The sequence below is a fragment of the Rathayibacter festucae DSM 15932 genome, from assembly GCF_004011135.1.
Classification (GTDB): domain Bacteria; phylum Actinomycetota; class Actinomycetes; order Actinomycetales; family Microbacteriaceae; genus Rathayibacter; species Rathayibacter festucae.
In genome coordinates this window covers 612,287-635,389 of the sequence record NZ_CP028137.1, presented here as the reverse complement: position 1 = coordinate 635,389, position 23,103 = coordinate 612,287, and the positions used below count along the sequence as shown (strand labels likewise).

Here is a 23,103-nt window from a genome sequence, read left to right as displayed (position 1 = left end):
CAGTGGTGTGGGGGCGCGCGAGAAGTGGTTTCCCTGACGCGTGGAGTGCCGTGCGCGTGGCGACGACGTCGGCGCGCGAGACTGGTGGCCACCGCGCGAATGCCTCCGTCGAGACTATGTATCGACTGCCTATCGCCACAAAACGATGAGGAAACCGTTACACAGCGGTAACCAGGAGGTGGAATCCTTGCGCGGATTCGCACGAAACGTGCGTCTGCGCGTCGTTCCGCGCACACCAGCGAATCCGAGGAAGGGGCCCGCGTGTCCACCGCTCCCCCAGCGTCCGCACAGTCCCGGGGCCGGATCGGGGCGGAGATCCTCCTGGTCCTCGGGCTCTCCCTCGGGGCGTCGGCGGTCTACTCCGTCGTCTCGATCGCCAACAAGCTCACCCGCTCGGTCTCGCTCGGGCAGCAGTCGACGACGATCAACGGGGCGCTCAGCGACCGGCCGGCCTTCGACCTGATCTACCAGCTGCTCGCGCTGCTCTTCGACCTCGTGCCGGTGCTGCTCTGCGTCTTCCTGCTCTGGCAGGGCGGCCGGCGTCCGCTCGGGCGGCTCGGGCTCGACCTGCGCCGGCCGCTCCCCGACCTCGGCACGGGAGTCGTGCTCGCGGTGGCGATCGGCGCCCCCGGCATCGGTCTCTACGCGCTCGGGCGAGCGCTCGGGATCACGGTCGCGGTGGTCGCATCGCCGCTGGACGCGTACTGGTGGACGGTGCCCGTGCTGGTGCTCTCGGCGATCCGGGCGGGGGTGCAGGAGGAGGTGATCATGATCGGCTACCTCTTCGCGCGCCTCGGCGACCTCGGCTGGGGGCGGTGGAGGATCCTGTTCGCGAGCGCCCTGCTGCGGGGCAGCTACCACCTGTACCAGGGCATCGGGCCGTTCATCGGCAACGTGATCATGGGCGTGGTCTTCGGGCTGTTCTACCAGCGCTTCGGGCGCACGCTGCCGCTGGTGATCGCGCACTCGATCATCGACATCGTGTCGTTCGTGGGCTACCCGCTGGCGGTCGCCCTCTGGCCGGAGCTCTTCGCGGCGCCTGCGCCGCAGCCGACGCCCTCCGTCACTCCGACGCCCTGACGCCCCTCGTCGTCCGACACCGAGACGATCCGTCACGGACGGTCGTGTCGAGCGAGCGGACACGACCGTCCGCGACGGCTCGTCGGCGGGCGTCAGGCGCTGATCAGGCGAAGGCCTCGATCGGCGGGCAGGCGCAGACGAGGTTGCGGTCGCCGTAGGCCTGGTCGACGCGGCGGACCGGTGGCCAGTACTTGCCGCGCACCAGCGAGCGGACCGGGTAGACGGCCTCCTCGCGGCTGTACGGGTGCGACCACTCGGCGTCGACGAGGCACTCCGCGGTGTGCGGGGCGCCCCGCAGCGGGTTGTCGTCCACGGGCCACTCCCCCGCGCCGACGCGGTCGGCCTCGGCCTTGATGCCGATCATCGCGTCGATGAAGCGGTCGATCTCGGCGAGGTCCTCGCTCTCGGTCGGCTCGACCATCAGCGTGCCCGCGACGGGGAAGCTCATCGTCGGCGCGTGGAAGCCGTAGTCGACGAGGCGCTTGGCGACGTCGTCCACGGTCACTCCGGTGGCCGCGGTGAGCGGGCGGATGTCGAGGATGCACTCGTGCGCGACGAGGCCGCTGCCGCCGGTGTAGAGCACCGGGTAGTGCTCGCGCAGGCGGGCGGCGACGTAGTTCGCCGACAGGACGGCCGCACCGGTGGCGGCGCGCAGTCCCTCCTCGCCCATCATCCTGGCGTAGGCCCAGGAGATCGGCAGGATGCCGGGGCTGCCGTACGGGGCCGCCGAGACGGGCGCGCCGCCGTGGACGACGGTCTCGCCGTGCTGGCCGACGGAGTGCTCGAGCCGCTGCGCGAGCGGGTGGCCCGGCAGGAACGGCGCGAGGTGCGCCTTCGCGGCGACGGGGCCGACGCCGGGGCCGCCGCCGCCGTGCGGGATGCAGAACGTCTTGTGCAGGTTGAGGTGCGAGACGTCGCCGCCGAAGTCGCCGAAGCGGGCGAAGCCCAGCAGCGCGTTGAGGTTCGCGCCGTCGACGTAGACCTGGCCGCCGGCCTCGTGCACGAGCCGGCAGATCTCGGCGACCTCGTGCTCGTAGACGCCGTGGGTGGACGGGTAGGTGATCATCAGGGCGGCGAGGCCCTCGGCGTGCTCCGCGATCTTCGCGCGGAGGTCGTCGAGGTCGACGTTGCCGAGCTCGTCGCAGGCGACGACCACGACGCGCATGCCGGCGAGGACCGCGCTGGCCGCGTTCGTCCCGTGGGCGCTCGAGGGGATGAGGCAGACGGTGCGCGCCTCGTCGCCGCGCGAGCGGTGGTAGCCGCGGATCGCGAGGAGCCCGGCGAGCTCGCCCTGCGAGCCGGCGTTCGGCTGCAGCGAGACGGAGTCGTAGCCGGTGAGGTGCGCGAGCCAGCGCTCGAGCTGGTCGACCAGGGCGAGGGAGCCCTCGACGTCGGCCTCGGGCGCGAAGGGGTGCAGACCGGCGAACTCGGGCCAGCTGACCGCCTCCATCTCGGCGGCGGCGTTGAGCTTCATCGTGCAGGAGCCCAGGGGGATCATGCCGCGGTCCAGCGCGTAGTCGGCGTCGGCGAGGCGCTTGAGGTAGCGCATCATCGAGGTCTCGCTCCGGTGCGTGTTGAAGACGGGGTGCACCAGGAACGGCGTGGTCCGCTCCAGCGCGCCGGGGATGCTGCGCGCGGCGCCGGCGAGGACGCCGTGCCGGGCGTCGAGGTCGCCGATCGCGACGGCGACCGCCACGACCTCCTCCGGGGTCACCGTCTCGTCGAGGGCGACCGCGACGGTGTCCGCGTCGACGAGGCGCAGGTCGAAGCCGGCCTCGCGGGCGCGGGCGACGGCCGCCTCCGCACCCTGCGGGACGACGACCGCGACGGTGTCGAAGAAGTCGGCGTGCCGGAGCGCGTGACCGCGGTCGAGCAGGAGCCGCGCCAGCAGCGCGGCACGGGAGTGCACCTGCTCGGCGATCCGGGCGAGGCCGTCCGGACCGTGGTAGACCGCGTACATCGCGGCCATCACGGCGAGCAGGACCTGCGCGGTGCAGATGTTCGAGGTCGCCTTCTCGCGGCGGATGTGCTGCTCGCGCGCCTGCAGCGAGAGCCGGTACGCGGGGTTGCCCGCCGCGTCCTGGCTGACGCCGACGAGGCGGCCGGGGAGCTGGCGCTCGAGGCCCTTGCGGACGGCGAGGTAGCCGGCGTGCGGTCCGCCGAAGCCCATCGGGACGCCGAAGCGCTGGGTGGTGCCCACGGCGACGTCGGCACCGAGCTCGCCCGGCGAGCGGACGAGGGTGAGCGCGAGGAGGTCGGCCGCGACGATCGCGAGACCGCCGTGCGCCTTGACCGCGCCGAGGACGGCGGACGGGTCCCAGAGGTGCCCGGAGGCACCGGGGTACTGGACGAGGGCGCCGAAGGACTCGGGCACGTCGTCCGTGTCGGTGCGCGAGAGCGGCAGCTCGACGATGCGGATGCCCACCGCCTCCGCCCGGCCGCGCAGCAGCGCGAGGGTCTGCGGCAGCGCGTCGGAGTCGACGACGAAGACGTCGGTCTTCGCCTTCGAGGCGCGGCGGGCCAGCAGCATCGCCTCGACGACGGCGGTGCCCTCGTCCAGCATCGACGCGCCGGCGGTGTCGAGGCCGGTGAGGTCGGCGACCATCGTTTGGAAGTTGATCAGCGCCTCGAGCCGGCCCTGCGAGATCTCGGGCTGGTACGGCGTGTAGGCCGTGTACCAGCTCGGGTTCTCGAGGACGTTGCGCTTGATCACGGCCGGGGTGAGCGTGCCGTGGTAGCCGAGGCCGATCAGCGGGCGGCGGAGGGTGTTGCGCGCGGCGAGGGCGCGCAGCTCGGCCAGCGCCTCGGCCTCGGTGGCCGGCGCGGGGAGCACCGGCGCGAGGTCGCGGACGTGGATCGACTCGGGGACGGCGGCCTCGACCAGCGCGTCGACGGAGTCGTAGCCGAGGGCGGCGAGCATGGTGCGCTGGGCGTCGGCGTCGGTCCCGATGTGGCGGGACTCGAACTCTCCGGGGGTGCGGGCCGCCATCTACTCGCCCACCAGCTCGTCGTAGGCGGCGGCGTCGAGCAGGCCGTCGGGCAGCGCGTCGAAGCGCACCTTGATCAGCCAGCCGTCGCCGAAGGGGTCGGCGTTGACCAGCTCGGGGCTGTCGACGACCGCGGTGTTGGTCTCGAGGACCTCGCCGTCGACGGGCGCGAACAGCTCGCCGACCGACTTGGTCGACTCGATCTCGCCGACGACGGAGCCGCCCTCGACCCGCGTGCCCGCCTCGGGCAGCTCGACGAAGACGACGTCGCCTAGCTTGTCGGCGGCGTAGGCGGTGATGCCGACGGTCGCGGTCTCGCCCTCGACCAGGATCCACTCGTGGTCGGAGGTGTACTGGAGCTCGGTGGGAACGGCCATGGTCAGTTCTTCTTTCTGGAGTAGAAGGGGAGCTCCGTGACGGTCATCGGGAGCCGGCTGCCGCGGATGTCGACGGAGACGACGCTGCCGGGCTGCGCGGAGGCCGGCGCGACATAGGCCATCGCGATCGGCACGCCGAGGGTGGGCGAGAGGACGCCGCTCGTGACGACGCCGATGACGTCGTCGTCGGGGCCGTGGACGCTGTACTCGGCGCGAGCGGCGCGGCGGCCCTCGCCGATCAGGCCGACCAGCACGGGGGCGTCGCCGGACGGGCCCTCCTCGCTGGCCGCGCGGCCGACGAAGTCGATCGGCTTGCCGAGGGCGACGACGCGGCCGAGGCCGGCCTGCGCGGGGAAGACGTCGCGGGAGAGCTCGTGGCCGTAGAGGGGCATGCCCGCCTCGAGGCGGAGGGTGTCGCGCGCGGCGAGCCCGGCGGGGACGAGGCCCGCGCCGGCGCCGGTCTCGGCGAGCGCCTCCCAGAGCGCGGGGGCGGTGTCGGGGGCGACGTAGATCTCGAAGCCGTCCTCGCCGGTGTAGCCGGTGCGGGCGATCAGGATCGGGTGCGCCTCGAAGCTGGCGGGCACGGCGCGGTAGTAGCGCAGCTCCTCGAGCAGGCGGGCGGCGTCGTCGGTGTCGAGCACCGACCCCTCGCCGCGGTCGACCTCGATCGCGAGGCCCTGCACGTTCTGCAGGATCTCCAGCGAGCGCGGGCCCTGGATCGCGATCAGGGCGACGTCGTCGCTCTCGTCGTAGAGCTCGCACTCGAACATCGCGGTGCGGTCGCGCAGCTGCTCGGCGACCACGTGGCGGTTGGCGGCGTTCGAGACGACCATGAAGCGGTCCTCGCCGGTGCGGTAGACGACGAGGTCGTCGATCACGCCGCCGGTGCGGTCGAGCAGGAGGGTGTACTTCGCGCGGCCGACGGCGACGGCGGAGAGGTCGCTCGCAAGCGCGTAGTCGAGGGCGTCCACCGCCTCGGGTCCGACGACGAGGATCTCGCCCATGTGGGAGAGGTCGAAGAGGCCCGCCGCGGTGCGGACCGCGTGGTGCTCGGCGAGGTCGCCGGAGTAGCGGACGGGCATCCACCAGCCGGCGAAGTCGGTGAAGGAGGCGCCGGCGGCGACGTGCACGTCGTGCAGCGGCGAGCGGCGGGGCTCGGTGCTCGGCGCGGTGGCGTCGGGCGAGTCGATCTCGATGCCGCCGGTCTCGGGGGCGCCGGACTCGGCGGGGGTCGTCGGGGCAGAGGTGCCTTCGACAGCGTTCTCGTCGACGGAGTTTTCTTCGGACATGTGGGAGTTCTCCAATTCGTCGCAGTGCTGCGCACGCGCCCGCACAGGTCGGTGATGCGTGGCACAGCAGTGCCGTGGGAACTCCCCCTCTGTCGTGGTGCCTGAGAGATTCACGCCGCCCCTCGCGGGGCGATCGCTTTCACCATCGGCGGATCCTCTGCGGATCGCTTTCCAGAGTGGCCAGTTCGACGCGGTACAAGACCTGAGAGATTGGCGGGGAGGCTTGCTCCTTCGGTGCCGACCGGAGTCGGCTCTCCCGCGTCGCGTATGCGGCCCGGTATTCGGTTGTCCGCTCACCCTAGCGGGCGGGTGCGCGCGCTGTCCCTCCCCCTCGCGAGATGCCACTTGTGCACGCTTCTCGCGGCGTGTCGCGTGCACAAGTGGCATCTCGCGGCGGGGAGCAGGACGGGTGCCGGGTTGGTGTTCGGGTCGGGGTGACACTAAGCTCGTGGGAGTCGTTAGGGTCAGGGTGACCTTTAGGGGGGTCTCATGGAGGTAGCAGTGCCGCAGCTCGCGGTGTCGACCGTGATCTTCGCGCTGCGCCCGCATCCCGAGACCGGGGCCGCCGCCGTGTGGATCCCCGTCGTCCGCCGGCTCCGCGATCCCTATCAGGGGCTCTGGGCGCTGCCCGGCGGCCCTCTCCGGCCCGACGAGGACCTCGCCGAGGCGGCGCGCCGCACCCTCCGCGAGACGACCGGCCTCGCCCCGCGCTACCTCGAGCAGCTCTACGCCGTCGGCGGCACCGAGCGCTCCCGCGGCGAGCGCCGCGTGGTGTCGATCGTCTACTGGGCGCTGGTGCGCACCTCCGAGGCCGACGCGGCGATCGTGGACGAGAACGTCGCCTGGCTCTGCACCGATCTGCTGCCCGAGCTGGCCTTCGATCACGGGCTGATCGTCGACTACGCCCTCTGGCGCCTGCGCAACAAGATGGAGTACTCCCGGATCGCGCAGGCCTTCCTCGGCGAGACGTTCACGCTCGCCCAGCTGCGCGAGGTGCACGAGGCCGTCCTGCAGAAGCCCCTCGACCCGGCGAACTTCCGCCGGACGATCGAGGCCTCCAAGACCGTGGTGCCGACCGAGCAGCGGCTGACGGGCACCCGTCACCGCCCGCCCCGGCTGTACCGCTACGACGGGTCCGTGGCACTCGTCGACAACGGGCCCCTGCCGGTCTAGCACCGGCCGCCGCCCGCACCAGGCCGCCGCCGGCCCCGCACCGGCCGCCGCCCCCGTCCGAACCGCACCATCGAGGAGACACCGTGACATCGGTCGACAGCACCATCCAGCTCATCGAGCGGGGAGCCGCCCCCGGCGCGACCTGCGCACCCGAGCTCGCCGAGGCGCCCTGGGCGTTCGACCTCGGCCTCCCGGCCTACGGACCCGGCGCCTCGCAGGCGGACCCGATCCCGGCGGCGTCGCCCGTGCAGGGCCGGCTGCCCGACGAGTACACCGCGGCGAGCGCCGACGAGCTGCACCGCCGCATCCTCGCGGCGAAGGAGACGCTGGGCGAGCGGGTCGTCGTGCTCGGCCACTTCTACCAGCGCGACGAGGTGGTGCAGTACGCGGACTTCGTCGGCGACTCCTTCCAGCTCGCGAAGGCGGTGGCGAACCGGCCCGACGCCGAGGCGATCGTCTTCTGCGGAGTGCACTTCATGGCCGAGACGGCGGACATCCTCTCCCGGCCGGACCAGGCGGTCATCCTGCCGAACCTCGCCGCAGGCTGCTCGATGGCGGACATGGCCGACATCGACTCGGTCGAGGACGCGTGGGCCGAGCTGACCGAGCTCTACGGCACCGAGCCGGACGCCGACGGCCGGGTGCCGCTGATCCCGGTGACCTACATGAACTCCTCCGCGGCACTCAAGGCGTTCTGCGGGCGCAACGGCGGCGTGGTCTGCACCTCGTCGAACGCGACCACCGTGCTCGAGGACGCGTTCGCGCGCGGGCAGCGGGTCCTCTTCTTCCCCGACCAGCACCTCGGCCGCAACACCGCGAAGGCGATGGGCGTTCCGCTCGAGCGGATGCCGATGTGGAACCCGCGGAAGCCGGGCGGCGGCTCGGACGAGGCGACGCTGCTCGACGCGCAGGTCATCCTCTGGCACGGCTTCTGCTCGGTGCACAAGCGCTTCACCGTCGCGCAGATCGAGCGCGCACGCCTCCAGCACCCGGACGTCCGCGTGATCGTGCACCCGGAGTGCCCGATGGCGGTCGTCGACGCGGCGGACGAGTACGGCTCGACCGATTACATCGTCAAGGCGATCCAGGCCGCGCCGGCGGGCAGCACCTTCGCGATCGGCACCGAGATCAACCTCGTGCAGCGCCTCGCGGTGCAGTACCCGCAGCACACCATCTTCTGCCTCGACGACGTGGTCTGCCCATGCTCGACGATGTACCGGATCCACCCGGGGTACCTCGCCTGGGTGCTGGAGGGACTGGTCGCGGGGACGGTGCACAACCGGATCTCGGTCGACGACTCCGTGCAGGACCAGGCGCGCGTGGCACTCGAGCGGATGCTCGCCGCGGTGCCGCCGGCCGCGCCGACCGCTCCCGCTCCTGCTCCTGCTCCCGTCGCGGGGGTGTGACATGGCCCGCGTCGTCGTGGTCGGCAGCGGGATCGCCGGCCTGGTCGTCGCCCTGCTGGCCTCGCGCCGGCACGAGGTCGTCCTCGTCACCAAGGGTGCGCTCGCGGAGTCGAGCACGCGCGCCGCGCAGGGCGGGATCGCCGCCGTCACCGCGGCGGGAGACTCCGTCGCGCTGCACGTCGAGGACACCCTGACCGCGGGCGCCGGGCTCTGCTCGCGCTCGGCCGTCGAGGTGCTCTGCGCCGAGGGCCCGGCGGCGGTCGCCGCGCTGCAGGCCTGGGGCGTCGGCTTCGACCGCGACGGCGACGAGCTCGCCCGCGGTCTGGAGGGGGCGCACTCGCGGCCGCGCATCCTGCACGCCGGCGGCGACGCGACCGGCTCCGCGATCGAGGAGGCGCTCGTCGCCGCGGTGCGCGCCGCCGCCGTTACGGTACTCGAGGAGACGGTGCTGGTCGACCTGGTGCGGCCGGGACCCGCCGTGACCGGCGTGGACGTGCTGCGGGACGGCCGGGTCGAGCGGATCGACGCCGACGCGGTCGTCCTCGCGACCGGCGGGGCCGGGCAGCTCTACCGGCACACCACGAACCCCGCGGTCGCAACCGGCGACGGCCTGGCCGCGGCGCTCCGGGCCGGTGCCCAGACGGCCGACCTGGAGTTCTACCAGTTCCACCCCACCTGGCTCGCGCTGGCCGGCGGGTTCCTGGTCTCGGAGGCGGTCCGCGGCGAGGGCGCGGTGCTGCGCGACGCCGCGGGTGAGCGATTCCTGGTCGGGGTGCACCCGGACGCCGAGCTGGCGCCCCGCGATGTGGTCGCCCGTGCGATCGCCGAGCGGATGCTGCTCCAGGCCGGACTGCCGGTGCACCTCGACGCGCGGGCGATCCCCGCGGACGTGCTCGCGCACCGCTTCCCCACCATCTCCGCCGCCTGCCGCGCGGGCGGGCTCTCGCTCGCCGACGACCTCATCCCCGTGACTCCGGCCGCGCACTACTGGATGGGCGGGATAGCGACCGACCTCGACGGGCGGACCAGCCTCCCCGGGCTCCTCGCCGTGGGCGAGGTCGCCTGCACCGGCGTCCACGGCGCGAACCGGCTGGCGTCGAACAGCCTGCTCGAGGGTGTCGTGTTCGCGCGGCGGGTCGCGGCGGCGCTCGACGGACCGCCCGCGGTGCCCTCGTCCGAGGCGCCGGAGCCCTCCGCCCTCGTGCCGCTCGCGCTCGACCGCGCGCAGCTGCAGGAGACGCTCTGGACGGGCGCGGGACTCTCGCGCGACGCCGCCGGCCTCGAGACGGCACGGACCTCTCTGGCCGCCGCCGGCTCCCCCGCCGCGCTGTCCCGGGCGACCCTCGAGGACGCGAACCTCCGCGCCTGCGGCCTCGCCCTGATCGACGCCGCCCTCGCCCGCGCCGAATCGCGTGGCGCCCACCACCGCACCGACCACCCCCACCCCTCGGCGAGCGCCTACCGCGTCGCCGGTACGAGAAAGGTCGCCGTCCCGTGCTGACCCGTCAGAGCATCGAGCGCATCGTCACCCTGGCCCTGGAGGAGGACGCCCCCTGGGGCGACCTCACCTCCGACACCCTGCTGCCCGCGGACGCGACGGCCTCCGCGGCGCTCGTCGCGCGCGAGCCCGGCGTCTTCAGCGGCGGCGCGGTGCTGCTCGGCACCTTCCTGCAGGCCGACTCGCGGATCCGCGTGCAGGACGTCGCCGCGGACGGCACGGTCTTCGCGGCCGGCGACGTCCTCGCGCGGATCGACGGCCCGGCCGGCGGGGTGCTGCGCGGCGAGCGCGTGGCGCTCAACCTCGTGCAGCGGATGAGCGGCATCGCGACGCTGACCGCGCGCTACGTCGAGGTGGTGGCGGGCACCCGTGCGCGCATCGTCGACACCCGGAAGACCACGCCGGGGCTGCGCGCCCTCGAGCGGCACGCGGTGCGCAGCGGCGGCGGGCACAACCACCGCTTCTCACTCTCGGACGCGATCCTGGCGAAGGACAACCACCTCGCGATCCTCGCCCAGCGCGGTCTCGACCTGACGGAGGCGCTGCTCGCTGCGCGCGCAGCTGTCTCGCACACGACGCACATCGAGGTCGAGGTCGACCGGCTCGAGCAGATCGGCGCGGCCCTCGCCGGCGGCGCCGACACGATCATGCTCGACAACTTCACGCCCGAGCAGCTGGCGCAGGGCGTCGCCCTGATCGGCGGCCGGGCCGTGGTCGAGGCGAGCGGCGGGGTGAACCTCGACACGGTCCGCGCCATCGCCGAGGCCGGCGTCGACGTGATCTCCGTCGGCGCGCTCACGCACAGCGTCCGCTCGCTCGACCTCGGCCTCGACATCGCGATCGAGGCTCCGGCCGCGTGATCTACCTCGACCACGCGGCGACCTCGCCCGTTCGCCGCGAGGTGCTCGAGGCGATGTGGCCGTACCTCACCGGCGAGTACGGCAACCCCTCGAGCAGCCACGCGCTCGGCGCGTCGGCGGCGCGCGCACTGGAGGAGGCGCGGCGGCACGTGGCGCGCTTCCTCGGCGGGCGCGGCTCGGAGGTCCTCTTCACCTCGGGCGGGACGGAGTCGATCAACACGGCGGTCAAGGGCATCGCGCTCGGCGGTCTCGCCGCGGGACGCGGCCGGCACGTCGTGATCTCGGCGATCGAGCACGAGGCGACGGTGGAGTCGGCCGATCATCTGCGGCGGCTGCACGGCTTCGAGGTGTCGGTCGCGCCGGTGGACGGCGCGGGGCGGCTCGACTTGGCGACGCTCGCCGCACTGCTGAGACCGGACACGGCGCTGGTCTCGGTGCTGGCGGCGAGCAACGAGATCGGCACGCTGCAGGACGTGCCGGCGATCGCGGCGCTCTGCCGGCCGCACCGGATCCCGCTGCACGTGGACGCGGTGCAGGCGGCGGGGTGGATCGACCTGGTCGGACTCGGCGCGGACGCGGTGTCGATCTCGGGGCACAAGCTCGGGGCGCCGAAGGGCGTGGGGGCGCTGCTGCTGCGCAGTCGCGTGCCGTTCGAGCCGCTCGTGCACGGCGGCGGGCAGGAGCGGGCGCGGCGCTCGGGGACCGAGAACGTGGCGTTCGCGGTGGCGCTCGGAGCGGCGGTGCAGCTCGTGGATCCCGCGCGGGGGGCCCGCGTCTCGGCGGTGCGCGACGCGTTCGCGGCGCGGGTGGCGGCGGAGGTGCCGCGGGCCGTGCCGCTCGGGGCGGCGGAGCAGCGGCTCCCCTCGATCGCGTCGTTCGTCGTGCCGGGACGCAGCGGCGAGTCGATCCTGCTCGCGCTGGAGGAGCGCGGCGTCGTGGTGTCCAGCGGCTCGGCCTGCGCGGCCGGACGCGACGAGCCGTCGCCGACGCTTCTGGCGCTCGGGCTCGAGCCGGCCGTCGCCCAGACGGCGGTGCGGTTCAGCTTCGGGGCGGAGTCGACGCCCGCGGACGCGGACGCGGCGGCAGACGCGTTCGCGGCGGTGCTCGCGCGGGCGTAGGGCGCGGCGCGAGTGCACCTCCTCCCTGCTGGTGAGGAGTGGAGCAGGCACACCTCCTCCCTGCTGATCGAGTAGCCCGCGCTGCGGGCGTATCGAGATCCACCACCGTCAGGAGCAGGGCCCTCAGCGCTCACCTACCGACGGGGCAGGACTCGAGACGCCCCTGCGAGGCTGCTCGACCAGCATGTGCGTGCGGCCCGACCCGCTGACCAGACGTCGTGCGCCGATGTCCTCGAGTTCTTGCGCCGGGAAGGCTCTGGCTGTCGATCGTGCCTAGGGTCCTCCACGGACCAGGACGACGACGATCCTGCAGAAGAACGATCGGTCGGTATGCAGATGAGGAGTCGCGAGCGGACGCAGGCGCCCTCCCGAAGCGGCGCCAGGGCGGCGACCGTCCTCGCGGTCGTGACCGCCGTCCTCAGCGGCTGCGCACTCGGACTGCCGCCGATCGACGGATCCGCACCGCCGTCGCCCGCTCCGAGCGCCGTCCCGAGCGTCGACGGACCCGGTCCGGCCGTGCCTCTCGATCTCGAGGAGTTCGATGCGATCAACAGCGCGACGGTCGCGTCGATCGGCGACCCGAGCGGCGCGGATCTGACGCGGGCGCTGATCGCCGGTGGCGTGGACCGGGCCGGTCTCGAGGTCACGGCCGACATCACGACCGCCGACAAGAGGGCCGATGCGGTCTTCGTCGCGGTGAGGGTCGGCGACTCCTGCCTCGTGGGTCAGTACCGGCACAAGGCCTCGGGCGAGGACGGCGACCGGAGGTACCTCGGGGCGGTCGTCGCGCCGCTCGCGACCGGTCGGTGCCTGATCGGGGATCCGGCTCCTGGCGAGTGACGATCAGTCGAGCGTCATGTTGATCGAGTAGCGGCCGCAGGCCGCGTATCGGGATCCACCGGCGTCGAAGGAGAGGTTGCAGACCTGCCCTGCTGGGGACGGTGGGTCTCGATACGCCCCTGCGGGGCTACTCGACCAGCATGCAGTCGCGACAGGCCCTGCGGGACTGCTCGACCCGCATGCGGTACGCCCCTGCGGGGCTAGTCGACCAGCGTGCAGAACGGCGGCGGCGGTGCGCCGTCGCGCCACCGCTCGCCTCGCGGCCGACACGCCGGATGTGCGACGGATGTCGGCCGATCGGGAATGTCGGAGGCGCCTGGCAGTGTTCTGAGTCTCGTACCACCCGTCGCATCGACGTCACCCTGGCGATGCGCCCCCTCACGACGATCCCCTTCACGACCGGAGACGCACCTGTGACCGAGCGCACCCTTCCCGAGACGCGGCCCGCCGCCGCGACCGACACGCCCTCGACGGCGCTCGATCCGCGCAGCCGCCTGGTGATCAGCCTGCTGCTGGTCTCGGCCTTCGTCGTCATCCTCAACGAGACGATCATGAGCGTGGCGCTGCCCGACCTCATGCGCGACTTCGGTGTCGAAGCTCACGTGGGCCAGTGGCTGTCCACCGCGTTCATGCTGACGATGGCGGTCGTCATCCCGATCACCGGCTACCTGATCCAGCGGCTGCACACCCGCACGCTCTTCGCCGCCGCGATGACCCTCTTCAGCCTCGGCACGCTCAGCGCCGCGCTCGCGCCGACCTTCGAGGTCCTGCTGGCCGCGCGCGTCGTGCAGGCCGGCGGCACGGCGATCATGATGCCGCTGCTGATGACCACCGTGATGACCCTCGTGCCGCCGGCGATCCGCGGCCGGATGATGGGCAACATCTCGATCGTCATCTCGGTCGCACCCGCCGTCGGGCCGACGATCTCGGGCGTCATCCTCAACTTCCTCAGCTGGCGCTGGATGTTCTGGATCGTGCTGCCGATCGCCGTCGGCGCGCTCATCCTGGGCCTCCGCAAGGTCGAGAACGTCACCGAGCCGCGGAAGATCCCGATCGACTCGCTCTCCGTCGTCCTCTCAGTCTTCGGCTTCGGCGGCCTGGTCTACGGCCTGAGCAGCCTCGGCGAGGGCGGCGAGGCGATCGTCGCTCCCTGGGTGCCCTTCGTCGTCGCCGGTGTCGCGCTCGCCGCCTTCATCGTCCGCCAGCTGCTGCTGCAGAAGACGGACCGCGCACTGCTGGACCTCCGCACCTTCTCCTCCGGAAACTTCACCGTGGTCATCGTGATGATGGCGGTGAGCATGTCCGCGCTCTTCGGCACGCTGATCCTGCTCCCGCTCTACACGCAGAACGTGCTCGGCCTCACCCCGCTCGAGACCGGCCTGCTGCTGCTCCCCGGTGGGCTGCTGATGGGTCTGCTCGCGCCGTTCGTCGGCCGCGGCTACGACCGCTTCGGCCCGCGGGTGCTGCTGGTGCCCGGCTCGATCATCGTGGCCGGTGCGCTCTGGGGCTACACGACGCTCGACGAGAACTCGGTCTCCTGGTTCATCCTCTCCCTGCACGTGGTGCTGAGCCTCGGCCTCGCGCTGGTCTTCACTCCGCTGTTCACCGCGGGCCTCGGCTCGGTGCGCCCCGCGCTCTACTCGCACGGCAGCGCGATCATCGGCACGGTCCAGCAGCTCGGCGGCGCGGCCGGCACGGCTCTGTTCGTCACGGTGCTCTCGGTGCAGTCGGCCGCGCTCGCCCGCGAGGGCGTCGACGAGGTCGTCGCCACGGCGGGCGGCATCCACTCCGCATTCGTCTGGGGTGCCTCGATCGCGACCGCCGCGATCGTCGCCGCCTTCTTCGTGAAGCGCCCCGCCGAGACGGACGGCCCGCGCCCGGTCGTCGCGCACTAGGTCGACCGCCGGTGCTCCGCGTCCGCGCGGGGCACCGGCTGTTCACCTCCGCGACACCGGGTGCCCCTACCGTGGCGCCCCGGCCGACCCGCTCCCGGACGCGCGGCCGGAACGGAGAGCACTCGTGAGCACGGACGCGCATCCTCAGGACCTCCTCGACGCCGGCGCCCTCGCCCCGGCACCGCGCACCCTGATCGACGTCCTCCGCGACACCGCCGAGCGCCACCCCGACGCCTCCGCGCTCGAGGATCCCGCCGGCGCCCTCAGCTACCGGGAGCTGCTCGCCCGCGTCGTCTCCGCCGCCGCCGAGCTGACCGCCGCCGGGGTGCGCCGCGGCGACCGGGTGGGCGTGCGGATGGCGAGTGGCTCGCGCGAGCTCTACCTCGCGATCCTCAGCATCCTCGCCGCCGGTGCCGCCTACGTCCCGGTCGACGCCGACGACCCCGAGGAGCGGGCGCGACTGGTCTTCGGCGAGGCCGCCGTCCGCGGTGTCGTCACCGGCTCCGGACGCTTCGAGCGCGCCGACGCGGAGCCGGCGCGACTGTTCACCGGGTCGGCACCGCACCCCAGCACCGCCTCGATCCCGCTGCTGCAGCCGCCGACCCTCGAGGACGACGCCTGGATCATCTTCACCTCGGGCTCGACCGGCACGCCGAAGGGCGTTGCCGTCAGCCACCGCTCGGCCGCGGCCTTCGTCGACGCCGAGGCGCGCGTCTTCCTCCAGGCCGAGCCCCTCGGGCCCGGCGACCGGGTGCTCGCGGGCCTCTCGGTCGCCTTCGACGCCTCCTGCGAGGAGATGTGGCTGGCCTGGCGGCACGGCGCCTGCCTCGTGCCCGCGCCGCGCTCGCTCGTGCGCAGCGGGATGGACCTCGGCCCCTGGCTGACGACGCACGGCATCACCGTCGTCTCGACCGTGCCCACCCTCGCCGCGCTCTGGCCCGCCGAGTCGCTCGAGAACGTCCGCCTGCTCATCTTCGGCGGCGAGGCCTGCCCGCCCGAGCTCGGCCAGCGCCTGGCCGTCGACGGCCGCGAGGTCTGGAACACCTACGGCCCCACCGAGGCGACCGTCGTCGCCTGCGCCGCTCCGCTCGGCGGGCCCGGCCCGGTGCGGATCGGCCTGCCGCTGGACGGCTGGCGGCTCGCCGTCGTCGATCCCGAGGGCCGCCGCGTCGGCGAGGGCGAGGTCGGCGAGCTGATCATCGGCGGCGTCGGCCTGGCCCGCTACCTCGACCCGGCGAAGGACGCCGAGAAGTACGCCCCCGCGCCGACGCTGGGCTGGGAGCGCGCCTACCGCTCCGGCGACCTCGTGCGCTTCGAGAGCGCCGGGCTGGTCTTCCAGGGCCGTGCCGACGACCAGGTCAAGCTCGGCGGCCGGCGGATCGAGCTCGGCGAGGTCGAGGCGGCGCTACAGGGCCTGCCAGGAGTCTCCGGCGCCGCGGCCGCCGTCCGCACCACCGGCGCGGGGATCCAGGTGCTCGTCGGCTACCTCGCCCTCGCCGGCGGCCGTGAGCTCGACCGCGACGCGGCGCTGACGCGGCTGCGCGAGGAGCTGCCGGCCGCCCTGGTCCCGCTGCTCGCGGTGGTCGACGAGCTGCCGACGCGCGTGTCGGGCAAGGTCGACCGGGCCGCTCTGCCCTGGCCGCTGCCCGAGAGCACTGCGGCCGACCCCGGGCTCGACGCCGGGACCGCCTGGCTCGCCGGACTCTGGCGCGAGGTCCTCGGCGTCCCGGTCGACGAGAGGGCGAACTTCTTCGACCTCGGCGGCGGGTCGCTCGCCGCCGCCCAGCTCGTCGCCCGGATCCGCGAGCAGGACCCCGAGTTCACCGTCGCCGACGTCTACGCGCACCCCCGGCTCGCGGCGATGTCGGCCGAGATCGCAAGTCGCGCGACCGGCGCCGGCGAGGTCTCGAGCCACCGGATCGCCCCGGTCCCGCGCCGGATGCAGGTGCTGCAGACCTTCCTCGGCGCGCCGCTCCTGGTGCTGAGCGGCGCCCGCTGGACGACGGTCGTGCTCACGGTCTGCGCCCTGCTCGACCTGCTGCCCGGCTTCGGCTGGCTGCCGACCGTGCCGCTGCCCGGGCTCGTCGTCGCGTTCGCGCTCTTCTGCACCCCGTTCGGCCGGATGGGCCTCACCGTCCTCGCCGCCCGCGCACTGCTGCGCGGGGTGCGCGCCGGCGACCACCCGCGCGGCGGCGGGGTGCACCTGCGGCTGTGGCTCGCCGAGCGGATCGCCCACCAGCTCGGTGCCGTCAGCCTCGCCGGAGCACCCTGGGTCGCGCACTACGCCCGTGCGCTCGGCGCCCGGATCGCCGACGACGTCGACCTGCACTCGCTCCCGCCGCTCACCGGGATGCTGACCCTCGGCCGCGGCGCGGCGATCGAGCCCGAGGTCGACCTCTCCGGCTACTGGATCGACGGCGACGTCCTGCGGGTCGGCGCGGTCCGCGTCGGCGCCGGCAGCACGGTCGGCGCCCGCAGCACCCTCCTGCCCGGCACCCGCATCGGCAAGAACGCGCAGATCGAGCCCGGCTCCGCGGTCTTCGGCCGGGTGCCGGCCGGCCAGCGCTGGGGCGGCTCGCCGGCGCAGCGCCTCGGCAAGGCGAGCGCGGGCTTTCCCGCCGAGCGCCCGCCGCGTGCGACGCCGTGGGTCTGGGCCTACGCGGTCTCGGCGGTCGGCCTCGCCGCCGTGCCGGTCGTCTCCTTCGCGGCGGGACTCGGCGTGCTCGCCCTCGCCGTGCAGGGCGCAGCGGATCTCGCTGAGGCGCTCCCCCGCGCCGTCGCCGCCCTCGTCCCCGCGGTCGCCGTCACCGGCGTCGTGCTGGCGGGCCTGGTCGTCGTGCTCGTGCGCCTGCTCGGCCGCGGCGTCGAGGCCGGCACGCATCCCGTCCGCGGCCGGATCGGCTGGCAGGTCTGGTCCACGGAGCGCCTGCTCGACCACGCCCGGGCCCTCCTCTTCCCGCTCTACTCGGGCCTGTTCACGCCGGTGTGGCTGCGGCTGCTCGGCGCGAAGGTCGGCCGCGACGTCGAGGCCTCGACCGTGCTGCTGCTGCCCGCGATGACCACCATCCGGGACGGCGCCTTCCTCGCCGACGACACCCTCGTCGCCTCCTACGCCCTCGGCGGCGGCTGGATGCGGCTGGCCCGCGCGGAGATCGGCGAGCGCGCCTTCCTCGGCAACTCCGGGATGGCGGCGCCCGGCCACACGGTGCCGGCGGGCGGACTGGTCGCGGTGCTCTCCTCCGCCCCCCGGAAGTCGAAGGCGGGCTCGTCCTGGCTCGGCTCGCCACCGGTGCGGCTGCGGCGCACGGTGGTCGAGGCGGAGTCGGCGCGCACGTTCCGGCCGGCCGCGCGCCTCCGCGCCGCCCGGATCGTCTGGGAGCTGCTGCGCTTCGTGCCGGTCGTCGTCTCGATGGCGATCGGACTCGGCGTCGTCGCGGCCCTGCTGGCACTGGTGCCGGTGATCGGGGCGATCGCGACAGCGGTCGCAGGCGGCATCGTCCTCCTCGCCGCCGGTGCGGTCGCCGCCGGTGTCTCGACCGGGGCGAAGTGGCTCCTGATCCAGCGCGTGCGGCCGAGCGAGCAGCCGCTGTGGTCCTCCTTCGTCTGGCGCAGCGAGCTCGCCGACACCTTCACCGAGATGGTGGCGGCGCCGTGGTTCGCGCACGCCGCGGCCGGAACGCCCGCCCTCGTCTGGTGGCTGCGGAGCCTCGGCGCGCGGGTCGGCCGCGGAGTCTGGTGCGACAGCTACTGGCTCCCGGAGGCCGATCTGGTCGATCTGGGCGACGGAGCGACCGTCAACCGGGGCTGCGTCGTGCAGACCCACCTGTTCCATGATCGAATCATGAGCATGGATCTCGTGAGTCTCGACGCCGGCGCGACCCTCGGCCCGCACAGCGTGATCCTCCCCGCCGCGACGATCGCGGCGCACGGCACGGTCGGCCCCGCCTCCCTCGTCATGCGCGGCGAGCTCGTGCCCGCGGGCAGCCGCTGGAGCGGCAACCCGATCGGCCCGTGGCGCGAGGTCCGCGTCGGCGACTACCACGCGCCCGTCGCGTGAGCGACGCGCAGACCGGCCTGGAGACGGCGGGCGACCCGTACCTCCCCGGCATCGGCAACACCGGCTACCGCGTCGAGTCCTACGATCTCGACCTGGACTACCGGGTCTCGAGCAACCGGCTCGCCGGCCGCGCGACCCTGCGGATCGTCGCGCTGCAGCCGCTGCGCCGCTTCTCGCTCGATCTCAGCCGCCTCCGGGCGACGCGGGTGCGGGTCGCCGGACGCAAGGCGCGCAGCGACCAGGCGTCGCACAAGCTCCGGATCACCCCCGCCGAGCCGCTCGAGGCCGGCGCGAGCGCCGTCGTCGAGATCGAGTACGGCGGGCACCCCGGGCCGCGCGCCAGCCACTGGGGCGAGCTCGGTTGGGAGGAGCTGACCGACGGCGTGCTCGTCGCCTCGCAGCCCTCCGGCGCGTCGACCTGGTACCCCTGCAACGACGACGTCGCCGACAAGGCGACCTACCGGATCCGGGTGAGCGCGGAGGAGGGCTACTCCGTGCTCGCGAACGGCGTGCTGCTCGAGACGAGCGAGCGCTCGGGCCGGCGCACCTGGCTCTACGAGCAGCTGGAGCCGACCGCGAGCTACCTCGCGTCGGTGCAGATCGGCCGCTACGTGCTCGAGGACCGCCTGCTCTCCGGAGTGGCCGTCACGCTCGCGCGCCCGGCCGCGCTGGCCGCGCGCGTCGCCCGCGACTTCGCACCGCTCAGCGCCATGCTCGCGTTCTTCTCCCGGGTCTTCGGCCCGTACCCGTTCCGCCAGTACACCGTCGTGGTCACCGCGGACGAGCTGGAGATCCCGCTCGAGGCGCAGGGCATGGCCGTGTTCGGCGCGAACCACGTCGACGGCCGCGGCGGCTCGGAGCGGCTGATCGCCCACGAGCTCGCGCACCAGTGGTTCGGCAACAGCGTCGGCCTCGCCCGCTGGCAGCACATCTGGCTGAACGAGGGCTTCGCCTGCTACGCCGAGTGGCTGTGGTCGGAGGAGTCGGGCGGACTCAGCGTCGACGCCCAGGCCCGCCGGCACCACGCGCTCCTGCGGTTCCAGCGCCAGGACCTCGTGCTGGGCGACCCAGGACCGGTGGACCTCTTCGACGACCGCGTCTACAAGCGGGGCGCGCTGACGCTGCACGCGCTGCGGCTCCGGCTCGGCGACGAGGCGTTCTTCCGGCTCCTGCGCACCTGGACCGCGCGGCACGCGTCCGCCACCGCGAGCGAGGACGACTTCCGCGCGCTCTGCGCCGAGGTCGCCGGCGGCTCGGCGATCTCGGGCGGCACGGCCGTCACGGCGGTCGAGTCGCTGCTCGACGCCTGGCTCGTCGACGTGCGGCTGCCGCCGCTACCGGCCGCCCGCTGAGACCAGCGAGTCCTCGAGCGCGTCGCCGTGCTCGCGGCGCCAGCCGATGATCGGACCGGCACCGCCGACGGAGTCGCCCAGCGCGACGCTGACCCGGAGCGACGGGTCGAGGTGCGGCTCGGCGAGCCGGAAGCGCGAGGTGTCGATCCGGGCCTCCGCGGCGAAGCGCGACTCGTGGATCCGGACGCGCCGCGGGTCGACGTCCAGCCCGCGGCCGTCGGCCTTCAGCGCGGCCTCGATGCGGGTCCAGTGCAGGATCGGGTCGGCCGCGCGGAACCCGCCCGTGGCGAAAGGAGCGCCGGCGATCCGCGTGATCGCGACGCCGCGCTCGGGCGGACCCGCGACCGGCTCGACGTCGACTCCGACGACGCCCGCGCTGCTGGCCGCGACGACGACCGCGCCCGGGCAGTGCGCGATGCTGACGGAGAGGTGCTCGGCGCCCTCGATCCAGGGGCGCCCGTGCGGACCGCCGCAGCGGGAGCAGCGGGCGGTGACCCGGACCATCGAGGCGGACAGCCCCAGGAGCTCGCCCGCGAGCATGCGCAGCAGGACGCGGCCGAAGACGAAGCGCTCCGCCACCGCCGCCGACCCCGTCGCGCGGTAGCGCTCCCGCTCCGCCGTGCCGAGCAGCGGCAGCAGCCGCTCGGCGTCGAGGCGCTGCTCGTCGAGCGCGAGCCAGCGCAGGTGCACCCCCGGCAGATCACGCACGCCGTCGTCGTTCCTCATCCCGTCCCCCACGGTCGTGTCCCCCATGATCCCGTCCCCCGGTCCGGCGCTACTCGGCGGCCCGAGCGGTCGCCGCGTGCTCGCCGCGCTCGTAGACGTCCGCCGCCGAGCCGACGATCAGCGGGTCCGGCCCGAGCGGCGACACGACCTCGTCGTCCCGCCCGTCGTAGTCGTACAGGCTCAGCACGTAGCGCATCGCCTCGAGCCGGGCCCGCTTCTTGTCGTTGCTCTTGACGATGGTCCACGGCGCGTCGGCGGTGTCGGTCGCCGCCATCATCTCCTCCTTGGCCGCGGTGTAGTCGTCCCACTTGTCCAGCGAGGCGAGGTCCATCGGCGAGAGCTTCCACTGCCGGACCGGGTCGATCATCCGGATGGTGAACCGGGTGCGCTGCTCCTCGGCCGAGACCGAGAACCAGAGCTTGACCAGGTCGATGCCCTCGCCGACGAGCATGCTCTCGAACAGCGGCGTCTGCCGGACGAACTCGTCGTACTGCTCCGGAGTGCAGAAGCCCATCACGCGCTCGACCCCCGCCCGGTTGTACCAGGAGCGGTCGAACAGCACGATCTCGCCCGCGGCGGGCAGGTGCGAGACGTAGCGCTGGAAGTACCACTGCGTGCCCTCCCGCTCGGTCGGCTTCTCGAGCGCGACGACCCGGGCGCCGCGCGGGTTGAGGTGCTCGGTGAAGCGCTTGATGGTGCCGCCCTTGCCCGCGGCGTCGCGCCCCTCGAAGACGACGACCAGGCGCCGGCCGTGCTTCTTGATCCAGTTCTGGAGCTTGAGGAGCTCGATCTGCAGCAGCCGCTTGCCGGCCTCGTACTCCTCGCGCGACATTCGCTCGTCGTAGGGGTAGCCCTCGCGCCAGGTGTCGATCTGCGTGCCGTCGCGGCGCAGCAGCACCGGATCGTCGTCGTCCTCGTCGAGCACGACGAGATCGCGGGCGTCCTCGGGCGTGAGCGAGCGGAGCAGCTCGGGCGTCGGCACGAGGGCGCCGCGGGGAGCCGCATCGGGAGCGGCGTCGGGAGCGGCATCGAGGACGGCGTCGGAGCTGAGGGAGCGATCGGAGACGGAGGGCACGGAGCGACGCTAGGGGCACCGAGCGACGCCGGGGTGAACGGCGGGTGTCCGCCCTCTCGCGCCGGCCGGTCCGGGCGAGGCACGCGCTAGCCGATCAGGTAGACGAAGCCGCGACCCGACCGCGCGATCCGGGACGCGAAGTCCACGGCGCGGTCCAGGTACTGCCCGAGCTGCTCCCCCTCGGGGTGCTGCGACAGGCCCTCCTCGAGCTCCTGCCGGAGCGCGAGGAGATCGTCGGCGATCTCGGGGACCTCGCCCGGGAGAACGGCGCGCGTTCACGGGTCCCAGCACATCCCCCGCAGCGAGACCCGGCCCTCCAGCATCCGGTGCGCCGGCCGCGGCGGCTGCCCCGGCGAGCGCGGAGCGGTCAGCGCCTGCAACCCGGACCACGCCCGGTCGAGGCAGAGCATGTCGTCCTCCGGCACCGGCTGCGGCAGGTCGGCGGCCTCGATCGCGGCGCCGTGCGGTATCCCCCAGGCGCCGGCCAGTGCGGTCTCGCCGATCACGCTCCGAGGGTCGGCGAGCGCGCGCTCGGTCAGATCGGCATCGAAGGCGTAAGCGTAATAACGGATTCCCATGCGTCGATGGTGGCGAGGGCCGCGCTCGCTCCGGCGCCGGATCCCGAGATCTGGGGAGGGCCGGGCGATCCCGCGGCTGTGGAGGGACGAGCGACCGCTTCTGTTCCCGGACTCGTCTAGGCGTCGAAGGCCGCCGGCGGCAGGTCCGTCTCGCCGTCCTCGACGGCGCGGACGATGCGCGCCGCGACCGACTCCGGCGAGTGCCCTGCGCCGAAACGCGGAGCCGTGCCCGCCAGCGGGTGCTGCGACAGCGCGGTCTCCGTGTGGCCGGGCCGCGCGTCGAGCAGGAGGACGCCCGCCTTCCGATACTCCCGGGCCGATGCCCGGACGAACGAGTACAGGGCCGCCTTGGAGGCGGAGTACGCCGCGAGACCGGCGGTCGGTGCCTCGGCGACCACCCCGCTGATCGTGACCGCGAAGGGCCGATTCCCGGAGGCGGACAGGGCGGCGAACGACGCCGTGAGCACGCGGATCGGCGCCAGGGCGTTCACGTCGACGAGCTCCTCGAGTACCGCCGGATCGAGTTCGGCCGAGGGGCCGAAGGCCACGACGCCGGCCGCGACGATGACGCCGTCGAGGCGCCCGTGTCGGCGGAGGACCTCGACCACCAGGCGCTGCGGGGCGTCCTCGCCGAGCAGATCGGCGACGAGCGGCGCGTCGCCGAGGTCGGCGCCGCGGCGCCCGGAGCGGACCACGGTCGCGCCGCGCTGCTCCAGCTCGTCCGCGATCAGCCGCCCGAGCCCGCCGGAGGCACCGAGGACGAGGACGACGGAGCCTTCGAATCGAGTCATG

At 73.7% G+C, this 23,103-nt stretch carries 17 protein-coding genes and 2 riboswitches; of the genes, 10 read left to right on the top strand and 7 right to left on the bottom strand.

The window, feature by feature from the left end; translation table 11 throughout:
- Positions 1-261: 261 nt before the first annotated feature.
- On the top strand, positions 262-1,080 hold the full coding sequence (locus C1I64_RS03020) for a CPBP family intramembrane glutamic endopeptidase (protein WP_127886159.1): 819 nt from the start codon (positions 262-264) through the stop codon (positions 1,078-1,080).
- A gap of 103 nt (positions 1,081-1,183) precedes the next feature.
- On the opposite strand, the gene gcvP is transcribed toward C1I64_RS03020, so the two are convergent.
- The 3 genes from gcvP to gcvT are packed head-to-tail and all read right to left on the bottom strand — an operon-like array spanning position 1,184 to position 5,733.
- The gene (gene gcvP, locus C1I64_RS03015; RefSeq protein WP_127886158.1) at positions 1,184-4,069 is read right to left on the bottom strand and encodes an aminomethyl-transferring glycine dehydrogenase; all 2,886 of its coding nucleotides are present in this window, start codon (positions 4,067-4,069) and stop codon (positions 1,184-1,186) included.
- Entirely contained in the window at positions 4,070-4,444 is a 375-nt protein-coding gene (gene gcvH, locus C1I64_RS03010) for a glycine cleavage system protein GcvH (protein WP_123445441.1), read from the bottom strand.
- Positions 4,445-4,446: 2 nt separating this feature from the next.
- Positions 4,447-5,733: a glycine cleavage system aminomethyltransferase GcvT gene (gcvT, locus tag C1I64_RS03005; RefSeq protein ID WP_127886157.1), complete on the bottom strand. Its 1,287-nt coding sequence runs from the start codon at positions 5,731-5,733 to the stop codon at positions 4,447-4,449.
- 82 nt (positions 5,734-5,815) lie between these two features.
- Positions 5,816-5,913: riboswitch (glycine riboswitch) on the bottom strand.
- A gap of 1 nt (position 5,914) precedes the next feature.
- Positions 5,915-6,002, bottom strand: a riboswitch (glycine riboswitch).
- 220 nt (positions 6,003-6,222) lie between these two features.
- On the opposite strand from gcvT, the gene C1I64_RS03000 reads away from it, so the two are divergent.
- From C1I64_RS03000 to C1I64_RS02960, 9 genes are all read left to right on the top strand, one after another.
- Positions 6,223-6,906 carry an NUDIX hydrolase gene (locus C1I64_RS03000; protein WP_127886156.1) on the top strand — a complete coding sequence of 228 codons (684 nt, stop codon included), beginning with the start codon at positions 6,223-6,225 and terminating at the stop codon, positions 6,904-6,906.
- An 83-nt stretch (positions 6,907-6,989) separates the two neighbouring features.
- Positions 6,990-8,312, top strand: a complete 1,323-nt coding sequence (gene nadA, locus C1I64_RS02995; RefSeq protein ID WP_127886155.1) for a quinolinate synthase NadA — start codon at positions 6,990-6,992, stop codon at positions 8,310-8,312.
- A 1-nt stretch (position 8,313) separates the two neighbouring features.
- Positions 8,314-9,813, top strand: a complete 1,500-nt coding sequence (gene nadB, locus C1I64_RS02990; protein ID WP_127886154.1) for an L-aspartate oxidase — start codon at positions 8,314-8,316, stop codon at positions 9,811-9,813.
- Positions 9,807-10,670 carry a carboxylating nicotinate-nucleotide diphosphorylase gene (nadC, locus tag C1I64_RS02985; RefSeq protein ID WP_127886153.1) on the top strand — a complete coding sequence of 288 codons (864 nt, stop codon included), beginning with the start codon at positions 9,807-9,809 and terminating at the stop codon, positions 10,668-10,670. Before nadB ends, nadC begins: the two co-directional genes overlap by 7 nt.
- The gene (locus tag C1I64_RS02980) at positions 10,667-11,788 is read left to right on the top strand and encodes a cysteine desulfurase family protein (RefSeq protein WP_127886152.1); all 1,122 of its coding nucleotides are present in this window, start codon (positions 10,667-10,669) and stop codon (positions 11,786-11,788) included. The genes nadC and C1I64_RS02980 overlap by 4 nt, the downstream gene beginning before the upstream one ends.
- 405 nt (positions 11,789-12,193) lie before the next feature.
- A complete protein-coding gene (locus C1I64_RS02975) occupies positions 12,194-12,628 on the top strand; it encodes a DUF6993 domain-containing protein (RefSeq protein ID WP_127886151.1) in 435 nt (144 codons plus the stop codon).
- Between the two features lie 368 nt (positions 12,629-12,996).
- Positions 12,997-14,523, top strand: a complete 1,527-nt coding sequence (locus C1I64_RS02970; protein ID WP_127886150.1) for a DHA2 family efflux MFS transporter permease subunit — start codon at positions 12,997-12,999, stop codon at positions 14,521-14,523.
- Positions 14,524-14,647: 124 nt separating this feature from the next.
- Positions 14,648-18,580, top strand: coding sequence for a Pls/PosA family non-ribosomal peptide synthetase (locus C1I64_RS02965; RefSeq protein WP_127886149.1), 3,933 nt, complete (start codon positions 14,648-14,650; stop codon positions 18,578-18,580).
- Entirely contained in the window at positions 18,577-19,932 is a 1,356-nt protein-coding gene (locus C1I64_RS02960) for a M1 family metallopeptidase (RefSeq protein WP_244209391.1), read from the top strand. Before C1I64_RS02965 ends, C1I64_RS02960 begins: the two co-directional genes overlap by 4 nt.
- Here C1I64_RS02960 and C1I64_RS02955 read toward each other — a convergent pair.
- The 4 genes from C1I64_RS02955 to C1I64_RS02940 form a co-directional block, all read right to left on the bottom strand.
- Positions 19,915-20,658, bottom strand: coding sequence for a 4'-phosphopantetheinyl transferase family protein (locus C1I64_RS02955; RefSeq protein WP_164874423.1), 744 nt, complete (start codon positions 20,656-20,658; stop codon positions 19,915-19,917). The two genes, C1I64_RS02960 and C1I64_RS02955, sit on opposite strands and share 18 nt — an antisense overlap.
- 49 nt (positions 20,659-20,707) lie before the next feature.
- Entirely contained in the window at positions 20,708-21,625 is a 918-nt protein-coding gene (gene ppk2, locus C1I64_RS02950) for a polyphosphate kinase 2 (protein ID WP_425272931.1), read from the bottom strand.
- A 383-nt stretch (positions 21,626-22,008) separates the two neighbouring features.
- Positions 22,009-22,311: a hypothetical protein gene (locus C1I64_RS02945; RefSeq protein WP_127886147.1), complete on the bottom strand. Its 303-nt coding sequence runs from the start codon at positions 22,309-22,311 to the stop codon at positions 22,009-22,011.
- Positions 22,312-22,427: 116 nt separating this feature from the next.
- Entirely contained in the window at positions 22,428-23,102 is a 675-nt protein-coding gene (locus C1I64_RS02940) for an SDR family NAD(P)-dependent oxidoreductase (RefSeq protein ID WP_127886146.1), read from the bottom strand.
- Between the last annotated feature and the right edge of the window lies 1 nt (position 23,103).

Coding starts and splice junctions, on each gene's coding strand:
- gcvP (WP_127886158.1), bottom strand. CDS start 4,069: ATGGCGGCCCGCACCCCCGGAGAGTTCGAGTCCCGCCACATCGGGACC.
- gcvH (WP_123445441.1), bottom strand. CDS start 4,444: ATGGCCGTTCCCACCGAGCTCCAGTACACCTCCGACCACGAGTGGATC.
- gcvT (WP_127886157.1), bottom strand. CDS start 5,733: ATGTCCGAAGAAAACTCCGTCGACGAGAACGCTGTCGAAGGCACCTCT.
- C1I64_RS03000 (WP_127886156.1), top strand. CDS start 6,223: ATGGAGGTAGCAGTGCCGCAGCTCGCGGTGTCGACCGTGATCTTCGCG.
- nadB (WP_127886154.1), top strand. CDS start 8,314: ATGGCCCGCGTCGTCGTGGTCGGCAGCGGGATCGCCGGCCTGGTCGTC.
- C1I64_RS02970 (WP_127886150.1), top strand. CDS start 12,997: ATGCGCCCCCTCACGACGATCCCCTTCACGACCGGAGACGCACCTGTG.
- C1I64_RS02955 (WP_164874423.1), bottom strand. CDS start 20,658: ATGAGGAACGACGACGGCGTGCGTGATCTGCCGGGGGTGCACCTGCGC.
- C1I64_RS02945 (WP_127886147.1), bottom strand. CDS start 22,311: ATGGGAATCCGTTATTACGCTTACGCCTTCGATGCCGATCTGACCGAG.
- C1I64_RS02940 (WP_127886146.1), bottom strand. CDS start 23,102: ATGACTCGATTCGAAGGCTCCGTCGTCCTCGTCCTCGGTGCCTCCGGC.